The following is an 11,050-nucleotide window of genomic DNA, read 5'->3' as shown; positions in this document are numbered from 1 at the left end:
TTGAATTACAGGTAGAAATCCAGGCGGAAATAGATCGGCGCTTCGCGCTCGGTCATCACGCCAGGTCGCTCCAGGGAGTGGGCAAAGGTCACGCTGGTGCTGACGTTTTTGCCGCGAGCGAACAGCTCGAGGGAGTTACTCGACACCCGGCCGTGCTGGTCATCGTTGTAGCGATCGTGGCGAATCACGCCTTGGTCGTAACCGACGCTGGCGCCGTATTCGACAAAGGCCGGGCGCATCCAGTCGAGGGTCACCGGGCGGGCCCAGCGCACTTCGTTGCGCCAGTAGCCGCCGCTGTCGCCGGTCAGTTGCTGGTCCTTGAACCCGCGCACCGAATACGAGCCGCCGAGGCTCATGCGTTGCGCCGGGTACAACACGTCTTCACTGCGCTGCCCGGTGGCCAGGCTGGAAAAACTCAACGATTCGCCCCACAGCGTGAAAGGTTGCAGGTAGCTCACTGTGGCGGTGTATTTGCGGTAGCGCGGGGTTGGGGTGAGGTTGCCGCGGATACGTTCCTGGTCATCCTTCTGGGCGTCAAAGGCGCCGGTACCGTTCTGCATGCCGACATCCAGGTTGACGAAGGCGCTGCCGATGCGGCGCCCATGGTTGATGCCCACCTGGAACTCGCTGAGGCGGTTGCTGCTGACGTCCAGGCGCTCGTCGTTGAAGTAGTTGTTGGTGCGCAGATGGGTCAGGCCGACATTGACCGAGGTCTTGCTCACGTCATCGCGATGCACCACGCGCTCGGCACGCAGCTGGTGGTTCTGGCTGTCGCCTGTCTGCTTGTACTTGTAGCCGTCAAGGTCGCCCGGCGTGCGGTAGTCGCTCTCGCTGTAGGTGTAACTGAAGTTCCACCAGCCCCACGGCACGTTGTAATACAGCATGCTGTTTTTCGAGGTTTTCTGGTGGTCGCTGATGGCGTCGTGACCACCGCGCAGGATCAGTTGATCGGCCAGGCCCAGGGGACTGTCCCATTCCAGGCCTGCGCCCCATTGCTGTTCGCCGGTGCTTTTCTGCCCGTCGTTGTTGCGCGACAGGCTGGCGCGCCAGGGCTTTTGCGGGGTGTTCTTGACCAGCACTTCGCTGCCGCCGATCTGGCTGCCGGGGGTCAGTTCCATCTGCGCCTGCCTGGACGGCAAGCGGCTGAGCTGGTCGACCAGTTGCTCGACCTCCCGCAGGTTCAGCGCCTCGCCGACCTTGCCAGGAAACGCCATGGCCAGTTCGCGGTCGGTGACGGTGCTGCGTTGGGCGCCTTTCAAGCCTTCGAGCTTGCCTTCGACCACCAGCACCTGCAGGTGGCCGCTGGAGAGGTCCTGTTGCGGCAGGTAGGCACGGCTGGTGACGCGGCCTTTGGCGATGTAGTAGTCGGTGATCACCTTGAGCAGCTCATTGAGCTGCGCCACGCCCAGGCATTGGCCGATATAGGGCTTGAGCAGACGCGTGCGGTCGGCGCCGGACAGGCTGTCCGCGCCCTTGAGCTCGATGTCTTTGATCGGGAAGCAGCGGGTGTCGACAGGCGTGGCCGGAGCCTGGGGCTTGGCTTCTTTGCCAGGCAGGTCCTGGAGTTCTTCCAGGCGCCGACGCTGCTCTTCCAGAAGACGGTTCTGGCGGTCGCGGATCAGGTCCTGATCCCCTGGCGTAGGGGCGGCCATGGCACTGTTCAGGCTCAAATAAGCGAGCAGGAAAGTGCACAGAAAGTACCGAGTCCGTGGCAATAACAAAGACATGTTCGATCCGTCGAAAATCAAGGGCCGGCAAACTAACATCGAACTTGTACTCACTCAAAACACCGAGCTAGTTGCACATTCGTACTAGTTATCCACACAACTCGTTGATTAATAACAACTAAATTTAATCAGATAGATGTGCGGCGTGTCATCGGAAGTATTATTCCGACCAGCGGCAGCACTATTGATCGCGATTCATCGGAGAACTTATTAATTGCCATTAATTGGCCATCAAGTTCTTGCCGAGATAAGTTAGTACCGGAAAAAGCAGAAAAGTTCGCGGGCGTTTTGTGAATTGGATCCCACTTGTCGGGATTAACCGAGGTCGTTCCCACCTTGCATGGGAACGACCTTGCAGCCTGCTGGCTCAGCTGGCGTCTTTGTTCTGGTCCTTGCCGGGCACCAGGGTCAGCCCCGGTTTTTCCACATCGCGGGAGACATGGGACTTCACACCCGCCACACCGCCCTCGTCGTCATTCTGGATCACCAACACCCCAGGTCGGCGCAACTGCTCCAGGTCCCCTTCACCGAGGCTGAAGCTCTCGCTCAGGCGCTTGTCACTGAGGGCGTTGCCCTCGGCACGGCGCTGGGCAAACTTGCGCCCCTTGCGTTGCTGGTAGCGCGCCCAAGTGACCAGGATCACGGCGTTGAACAACGCAATCCACAGGTACACCTGCAAGGTATTGAGCGCGGCAAAAATCGGCGCCTGGATGCGTGGCCCACCGTGGGTATCCAGCATCGAGGTGATCCCGCGCGCCAGCAGCCAGATCAACCCGGCCCAGGCCATCAGGGTCAACACCACATCAATGATCCACATCACCAAACGCTGGCGGGTTCTGACCAGTTTCATGATCACGCCTCCTCTTCGGTAGGTTTGATGCCGCGATCAGGGCTGACCCAGCGCGCACGCTTCTGATGTTGGTTGAACAGCACCTTGGGGAAACTGACCAGGGTGGTGAACAGGCTCACCAGCCAGAACACCATCGGGTACCACACGGTCCAGAACAGGGTTTTCCACAGGTCCTTCTCGTAGCGGCGGTCGATCATGATGCTCACCGCGAACTGCACCAGGCACACCATCGCCAACACCAGCCCGGTAAACGCCGGCGGGACCAGCGAGTCCACGGTAATGGCCGGTGGCAGCACCATGAATTTGCCGAGCACGTAGAAGATCACCGACAACAGGAAGGTAAACGCCCAACCAGTGGAGAGGCAGTACTCGAACAACAGCGGCCACAGGTAGCGATGGCGCCATTGCCAGATGCCACGGATGTTCTTGAACAGCACTTCGGCACCGCCCTGGGCCCAACGCAGGCGCTGCTTCCACAGGCCGCCGACGGTTTCGGGCATCAGGATCCAGCACAGCGCGCGAGGCTCGTAGAAGATGCTCCAGTGATCGAGCTGCAGCTTCCAACTGACATCGATGTCCTCGGTGATCATGTCGGTGCTCCAGTAGTCGATGCGGTCCAGCGCCTTTTTACGGAACGCTACCACCACACCCGACACCGTGAAGATCCGGCCGAACACCCGCTGCGTACGCTTGATCAAGCCGATGATCGAGGAGAACTCGCCGACTTGCACTCGACCGATCAGCGTCGAGCGCGTGCGGATGCGTGGGTTGCCGGTGACGGCGCCCAGACGCGGGTTGTCGAGCATCGGCGCGACCATATAGGCCGCGGCGTTTTTGTCGAGCAACGCGTCGCCATCGATGCACACCAGGTATTCGCTGCGCGCCGCCACGGCGCCCATGCGCAGGGCCACGGCCTTGCCCTGGTTCTGCGCCAGATGCAGCACGCGCAGGCGCGGGTTCTCCAATGCCAGGGCATCAAGTACGGCGGCGGTGTTGTCCTTGGAGCCGTCATTCACCGCGATCACTTCGATGTTCGGGTACAGCTGACCCAGCGCCGCATGAATGGTATCGGCGGCGTTATCGCCTTCGTTGTAGCAAGGGATGATGATCGAGATCAGCGGGTTGCCGGCCAGGGTTGGCGCCGGGGTGTCCTCTTCCCAGGGCCAGTGGCGCTCCCAGTGCAGCCAGAAGTACAGGCCGCCGGCAATCCACAACGCCGACATGAACAGCGGGTAGAAAAACACAAAGTCCATCAGGAACTGCCCGGTGACCAGGAAGATCAGGCCCAGGGGCACACCCAATACCAATGCCAGCACGAATAAAGCCAGGATTCTATCGAACATGGTCAAGGGTTCCATTGGTTGGAAAGGGCCGGACGCACAGTCTTCAGGTCCGGGGAGTTTTCCAGGAAGTTGTCCGGGTAGTAGCCAAAACTCGTGACACCCTGGCGCTTGAGCACACCCATCCATTCAGCCATCTGTTGGCTGTCGATGTCCGGTGCGGCCTTGGTGCGCCAGTCTTTGGCTTGCAGTTCGAATACGGTGCGCTCCAGCGCGCCAGGGCGTGCCTTGACCGTCGCCACCAGCTTCTCCAGCCAGGCGTTGGAGGTCTTGTATTCCTGGCCTTCCATCAGCGGCATGGCCATGGGCGCGGTCCAGTCGTAGGTCTGGAGGAAGTCATCGAGGTTCTGCGCGAACCAGGTTTCGCTGCCTGGGTTGAGCATCGGCTCGGCGAAGATATTGCGCGCCGTCAGCAACTGCGGCCCACCAATGGCGCGGACCTTGGCGGTCAGCTCCTTGGTGAAGTCGATCAGGTAGCGGCTCTTGAAGCGCGTCCAGCGTTGCATCACCGCAGGGTCGGCACGCAAGGCCTGGATCGTGCCCGGCAGGCCGGCGGCAACGTAGGCCTTGAGCGCGGCAGGGCTGGCGTCTTCGAAATCATTGAGCACCGCATCGTCGTGGTACAGCACGCCGTCGATGGCGTTGTTGCGCGCCAGGTCTTCGTAGATCTCACCGATGATCTTGCGCACCTGCGGATCAAACGGCGACAGGCGTTTGTATTGGTCCGGATCGAGGCCGACCTGGCCGGTTTGCGGGTCCCAACGCGTCACGCGTGGCAGCTTGGGGTCGAGGGCAAAGCTGAGCACCGGCATCCACGCGTACACCGCAGCATGCGCCCGGGTGTGCAGTTGCCAGGAGACGCGGTTGAACAGGTCGGCACGCACCGGCAGGTGGCGGTTGGGGAAGTACAGCTCATGCACCAGGCCGTCACCCTTGGGGTCGGCGAAGGCTTGCAGGAACACAGTGCCTGCGCCCATGTCCACCACGCGCTGCACCAACTGGTCGAGGTTGCGCGCTTGCTGGGCCGGGTCCGGGTCGTAGACGTTATCCAGGTCCACATGCAACACGCGCATCGGTGCCTTGGTTTGCGCCGCGACGATGCTGTTGGCGAAGTGTTCGCCATCCGGGTCGGAAGCCACCAGGAAGCGCGGGCTGTTCATCAAGTCGGCAGAGCTGTCGAGACCATCTTCCAGGGTCAGGGCCATCTGGTAGCCCTGCTCGCCAATGATCGCCAGCGAGGTGCCCTTGGCAGCACCGTACGGCCATACCCACACGCGCGGTTTCTTGCCGGTGACGTTCTGGATCTTGTTGGAGATGGCTACGACGTCGGCCCGCATGCGCGCATCGAACTGCGCCTGGCTTTCATAGCTGCCGGTGGCTGGGTCAAAGCGCAGCGAGGTTGCCGCCGGCTCCAGGTTGCCCTGGGGGTTGGCCAGGATGCCTTTGTGGTTGTTGTCGGTGTGCGCGGCGATTTCCACCAGGCCCGACTGCGACACTTCGCGGATCTGCTGCCAGGTGAGGAACTCGCCACGTGGCCGTGGTTGGCCGGCGAAGTCCACCGGCTGGTTCATCGGCGTGTCAATCCAGTAGCCCACCGGCGCCAGCAGCGCAGGCCAGCGATAGGCGCGCAGCACCGGCATCACACGGGTGTAGAAACTGGAGTAGCCGTCATCGAAGCTGAGCATGATGGCTTTGGGCGGTAACGCCGGCCCACCGTTGCGCGCCGCCAGGATCTGGTCGACGCTGACCGCCTGGTAGCCGTTCTCGCGCAGCCACGCAAGTTGCTCGATCAAACGCTCGGTACGCACCGCCACCACCGCCTGATCGGGGTCGCGGTCCTCGATGTCGTGGTAGGCGATGCCCAGGAAATGGTTTTTCGGCCACGGCGCTTCGTTGGCCGGGGTCGGCCGCTCGGCGGGTGGAGTGAAAGGCGCGGGTTGCTGGGCGCAGGCACTGGCCAGCATTACACCCAGGATCAACAGGCAACGGCTGAAGACGGTCATGGTCAGGCTCTTCTAGAAACGATAAGTGAGGTCGACGAGCAGACGCAGATCGCGTTCGCGATCACCGTCGTATGGTCGGCTGACCAGGCTCAGATTGGCGCCGGCTTCCAGGACATCGTTCCAGCGAAAGCGTTGGCCGTAGCCCACCAGACCGATGCCACCGGTGGAATAGTCCCGCTGGCTGTAGGTACCCGCACCGACCTGGAACTGCTGACTCCACTGGGTCTCGTAGCGGTGATAGAGCACATGGTTGATGTTGAGGACCGGCAACACGGTGAAGTCCGACTTCGGGTTGAAGTAGATCGTGTCTTCCTTGCTGTTGCGGCTGGCGCCGACTTCCAGGCCCAGGTCCACTTGCACTTTCGGCGAGCTGTAGAGGCCTTCGCGGCCACTGAGCAAGGCTTCGAAGCGGTCGTTGCCGTCGCTGAAATGGGACGGGCTGAGGGTCAGTTTCCACTCGCGACTTTCGTTGGCGCGCCAGCGGATGAAACCGCTGCCGCCGTTGGCCGTAATTCCGTCATTCAGCGCCCGCAATGGGGTGGTGGACAGCAGGTAGCCCAGGCTGCCGCCGTATTGCCAGTTGTCATTGATGTCGCGGGCAATCGAAACGGCGGCGCCTTGTTTTGAGCCATCGCCGTAGGAATGGTTGGAGACCTCGGCTTCAATGGTCATGTCGCGGGTCCGCCGCTCGACACCGACCACCTGCCAACGATGCTGCCCGGTGCCCTCTTCGAACGTGGCGCGGGCATAGCCGGCGCCGGCGAACAGGCGCCAGTCTTCATCGATGGGCGGCGTGTAGAGCCGGCTTTCAATGCCCCAGTCACGGCTACCCGAGACAGCACCGGCATCGCCGTTGCTGCCACCACCGAAGCTTTTACCGGTGTAGGCCTCGACCCGCAGCTCGGCCATGTCATGCACCTCGCGCAGGCGTTGCAGGCGCTGCACCTGGCGGTTGTCGGGGTTACGGGCGACTACGTCGTCGGTGAGGATGTCGAGTTGACGCCATTCCTGCAGGTCCAGGGCGGTGTAGGCCTGACTCACCTCCAGGCCAATGTCGCGTGGGGCCTGGGCCTCTGTTTCCTTGAGCGAGCGTTCGGCGCGTCGAGGCCAGTCACGGGCGCGGTACATTTCCGCTTGCGCCAGGCGCAGGCCTATGCTGCCTGGGGCCTTGCTCACCAGGTCGTCCAAGGCTTTTTCGCTGGAGGGCAGGTCGGCGCCGTAGGTGCCGGCCTGCGCGGACAATTGTTGGGCGTCCATCCACTCATCGTTCGGGTTGCCAATCGGCAGCCCCTTGAGTTCAACCCGGGGTTTCTGGGTGTCGGCCAAATGCTTGGCGACCGCCCGCGCCTCGTCCACCTGGTCGTTTTCGAGCAAGGCGTAGAACAGCGCGGTGGTGTCTTCAACACGGTCGCCCACGTCCGCATCGGGTGCGTCCAGCGCCTCGCGGTACAACGGTGCAGCCTTTTCCGGCAGACGCTGGTCGAGGTAGGACGCGGCCACCCAACGCTTGGCGTAGGTGGGCAACCGCACACCTTCAGCCTGGAGGGTCTCGTACTCGCGGATCACCTCAGCGGTACGCGCCCGTGCCTTGAGCGCGCCCAGGCGGTCGATGCGCCAGATCACCACGTCGTCATGGGCGGTGGCGTCCGGGGTCCAGCGGGCGAGGAGCTTGTCGTAGTCCTGGAGCGCACGGTCGGCGATCACATAGCGTTCTTTTTCGGTACGGGTGGCGAACTCGGCGATGCGCACGCGCTCTGCGGCCAGGTCACCTTCGAGGCGACGCTGGGTCACCGGATCGACCAGCCCCGGACGCTGGGCCGACAGGCGCAACGCCGGTTGCGGCAGACGGGCCTTTTGCAGGGCGACCACGTATTCGCGGGCGACCTCCGGTTTGTCGCCGGCACGGATAAAGGCCTGGTCGAATTCAAACAAGGCGTCGTACTGCAAGCCTGCACGGGTCAGGGCGTAGCCCAGCGCCATGCGGCGGTTGGGATCGTCGGGCTTGGCGGCCACCAGTGCGCGGGTGCGCTGCACCGCTTCGCTGGCCTTGCCACCGTCAGCCTCGGTGAGGGCCAGGCCCAGTTGCAGATCGATATTATTCGGCTCACGCAACAGCGCCTTGCGATAGACCGCTTCGGCCTGCGCCCACTGCTTCTGATTGCGATACGTGCGCGCAACCGTGGCCAGCGCCTGGGCGGTCAGGTTGCGATTCTGGCCCTGCGCCTCGTACACCTTCAGCACTTCGGCATCCTGGCCGGCCCAACCAGCGATCACCAGGTGGTCGCTGATCTGGCCTGGCGTCTGGCGCTCGGCTGGCAATTGGCGCAATTGGGTCAGGGCGGGGGTGAAGTTACCGTTGCGCGCCTGGATGATCAGGGCGTCGTAGGCCGGGTCGGCCAAGGCGAAAGTGGGCATCAGCAACTGGCTGCACAAGGTTACCCCGATGAGCAGCCGCAAACGGCCTGAGGCACTGAGTGGGAGTGTTCGCAGCATATCGTGAGCTTCCTTACACACGGAAAGCTGTAACGATAGGTGGTCCTGAGCAATTTGCATCAGGGTGTCGGCGTCTCGTGACCCGACCTAGCTTTCCTGTAGGAACTATCCCCGACGCGCGGATGGAAAAGGACAAGTCATAACAATTGTTCAGAATTGCACTGCAAATCTGAAATACGAATGGGGGAGCAGGGTTAGCTGCGATAGAGGGTTGCCAGTCGACATGAGTGTCGACGGTTTGACCTTTATCGCGGGCATCCCCGCTCCCCCATTTTTATTTCAGGGCGATGGCGAAATTTTTACTGCGCGCCGCCAACCGCACCGACTTTGGACATGACGAAGCTGATGAACTGCTCGACGGTCATCTTCTGGCCGTTGAAGGTCACTTCATTGTTGGCGTAGTGCAGCTTGGACACTACGTCGCTGCCCACCAGGGTTGCCAGCTGTGTACCCACGGCCATGCCGCTGACCATCTCGCTGGCCATCTGGGATTGCTGCTCGATGGCTTTAGGGTCGGTCACACCGCCAACCTGCGCTTGCAGGGCGGCAACGTCGGCGATCATCGGCTTGGACAAGGTCAGGTTGGCATCCAGCAGCGAAACCATTTGCTTGCCCAGCTCAACCGGCGGCAGTTCCATGGAAGTCGGCTTGGCCAGGTCCAGCACCAGGTTGAATTTGCTCTCACCGTGGGTGGTTTTCAGCGACAGGTTTTCCAGCGCCAGGTGGGGCTTGGCAGCCAGCAACTGGTTGACGTTGGCTTCGGCCAGGGCCTGCTCGGCTTCGGTCAATTGCAGCTCCGGCACTGGTTGACCGGCAGCGGCGGCGGCTTGCACCGGCTGCATCTTGTCCTGGTACAACTTGGTCAACACCAGGCCCGATGGCACATCGATGTTCTTCAGGCTCAGGGCCATGGCGGCAGAGCCGACCGGTTTGCCCTGATAGCCGATCTCGTCGATCTTGTAATCGACGCGGCCGGCCATGTTGTTGTCTTTGACTTCGCTGGAGTCTTTCTGCTCGAAGCCCTTGAGGGTCAGCACGGCTTTCTGCGGGCCGAACGTGACTTTGGCGTCGCTCAGCTCGATGGTGTTCTGCCCGGTGTAGAAGCCGAAGGTGGATTTCTCCAGGTTGCTGGCCACGGTCAGGCCGGCCAGTTCAGCGTCGAATGGCGCGCCGTTGGCGTCGACAACGGCCAGCTTGAGGCTGTTCATGTAGCCATCAACCTTGACCTTCTTGCCTTCGGCAGTGCTGTCGAAATCCAGATTGAGGCCAGAGAAGTTCAACGAGCCGGTCGGATCCTTGAACTCCAGGGGCAGCAGTTCGAGATTACCGTTCACCGAACGGCTGTAGCCGATATTGGCCACGCCTTTGAGCGGCGACACATCTTTGGCGGCGGCGAACCACTTTTCGGTGGTGGCGTTCTTTTCCAGTGCATAGTGACTGGTGGCCATGACCGGCAGCCATTTCAGCGACACCAGGCGCGAGAATGGAAGCGGGCCGTGTTCGATGTGGTCGACAATCAGCAGCTCGGGGTTCGGGTTCTGTTCGCCGAAGACCGAGCCCTGGCCCTTGAGGCGATAGTGCGCGGTACTGCTGAACAGGCCACGGTCCAGGGACACCAGCTCGAGGGAAACGCTGCCGTCGACGCCGGCCATGGAGCGTTGCAGTTCCTTGTTGGCGTCCTGCACGGCCGTTTGCAGCACCGGCTCCAACTGCTTGCCGGTGTACCAGGCACCGCCTGCGCTGACGACGCCCACGGCGACAACAAAACCCAAAAGAACGACTGCTGGCTTATTCATGAAGTGACCTGATCAAATCCTGTGAGAAGTGGGCTGTCTTCCTTGAACCCCGAGGGGGTTGGCTCAAGCCCGCCGAAAACGGGGGAAGATTAGCACTGGGGGCCGCGAACGGCCCAGCTTTTCAGAGGGATCAGTTCAGCAGTAGTTCAGGAGTACTCCAACTCAATTTCATCCAACTGGTGGTCGAAACTCTTCAACCGCGCCGTCCAGGTGTACACCAGTACCTCAAACTCGCGGTGTATCACGGCGTTGCCGGGGGTATCGGCCTTGGGGTCGCAGAAGTCCAGCTGGTAGCGCTCGCGGGCCATTTGCGTGGCCACGTCGGACAGCTCCCGCGCGTTATTCAGCCAATGCCGACCGTCGGCCACTTGCTGGTCGAGCGCCACGCACTGTTTTTTCAGGACTTCGAGGCTTTTTTCCAGGGGGGTGCCGGTGAGGTCGCCCATGACTTCCTGGAAGGTACGCCCCGGCTGCCAATAGCTGCCCCAGAAATAGCGGTCGAACACGGTCTCGACCCTGCGCAGCGCGACCTTGGTGTCCCAGATCGCCACACGGGTCTTGCCCTGTTCGAGGAGCTTTCGCTTCACCCGTTGATTTTGGTAAGAGGCCCAGGCCACCACACCGATGGACAGGGTGCCGATCACCAGGCAGGCGCTGTCGAGAAACACCATGGCCTTGTCGAGTTGGTGAGCCAGCATGACGCCGTAGAAATAAGCAGCCGATAACAGCACCAGTGCGAAGAGCACGCACCAGAAAGCGGGAGCATAAGGGTTTTTCATTATTGGAATCCCCATGAGCAAACGCGAGCAGTGTCAGGTGGAGCGTCACGGCGCCCCACCTG

The 11,050-nt window shown here is 61.8% G+C and carries 7 protein-coding genes; all 7 read right to left on the bottom strand.

The window, feature by feature from the left end; translation table 11 throughout:
* Positions 1-5: 5 nt before the first annotated feature.
* The gene (locus M2497_RS01710; RefSeq protein ID WP_282579042.1) at positions 6-1,727 is read right to left on the bottom strand and encodes a ShlB/FhaC/HecB family hemolysin secretion/activation protein; all 1,722 of its coding nucleotides are present in this window, start codon (positions 1,725-1,727) and stop codon (positions 6-8) included.
* Positions 1,728-2,094: 367 nt separating this feature from the next.
* Positions 2,095-2,577 (bottom strand): poly-beta-1,6-N-acetyl-D-glucosamine biosynthesis protein PgaD, encoded by a 483-nt coding sequence (gene pgaD / locus M2497_RS01705; protein ID WP_248485615.1) that lies wholly within the window; start codon positions 2,575-2,577, stop codon positions 2,095-2,097.
* A gap of 2 nt (positions 2,578-2,579) precedes the next feature.
* A complete protein-coding gene (gene pgaC, locus M2497_RS01700; RefSeq protein WP_071493227.1) occupies positions 2,580-3,920 on the bottom strand; it encodes a poly-beta-1,6-N-acetyl-D-glucosamine synthase in 1,341 nt (446 codons plus the stop codon).
* A 2-nt stretch (positions 3,921-3,922) separates the two neighbouring features.
* Positions 3,923-5,920 (bottom strand): poly-beta-1,6-N-acetyl-D-glucosamine N-deacetylase PgaB, encoded by a 1,998-nt coding sequence (gene pgaB / locus M2497_RS01695; RefSeq protein WP_248485614.1) that lies wholly within the window; start codon positions 5,918-5,920, stop codon positions 3,923-3,925.
* Between the two features lie 12 nt (positions 5,921-5,932).
* Positions 5,933-8,413: a poly-beta-1,6 N-acetyl-D-glucosamine export porin PgaA gene (pgaA, locus tag M2497_RS01690; protein ID WP_248485613.1), complete on the bottom strand. Its 2,481-nt coding sequence runs from the start codon at positions 8,411-8,413 to the stop codon at positions 5,933-5,935.
* A 299-nt stretch (positions 8,414-8,712) separates the two neighbouring features.
* Complete coding sequence (locus M2497_RS01685) at positions 8,713-10,209, bottom strand: YdgA family protein (protein ID WP_248485612.1); 1,497 nt, start codon at positions 10,207-10,209, stop codon at positions 8,713-8,715.
* A gap of 146 nt (positions 10,210-10,355) precedes the next feature.
* The gene (locus M2497_RS01680) at positions 10,356-10,988 is read right to left on the bottom strand and encodes an NADH:ubiquinone oxidoreductase subunit N (protein ID WP_179029421.1); all 633 of its coding nucleotides are present in this window, start codon (positions 10,986-10,988) and stop codon (positions 10,356-10,358) included.
* Positions 10,989-11,050 lie beyond the last annotated feature (62 nt).

It is taken from the genome of Pseudomonas sp. CYM-20-01 (genome assembly GCF_023169845.1).
Lineage (GTDB): Bacteria > Pseudomonadota > Gammaproteobacteria > Pseudomonadales > Pseudomonadaceae > Aquipseudomonas > Aquipseudomonas azotoformans.
Note: the sequence above shows the minus strand (reverse complement) of the source record. Positions and strands in the feature narration are given on the sequence as shown.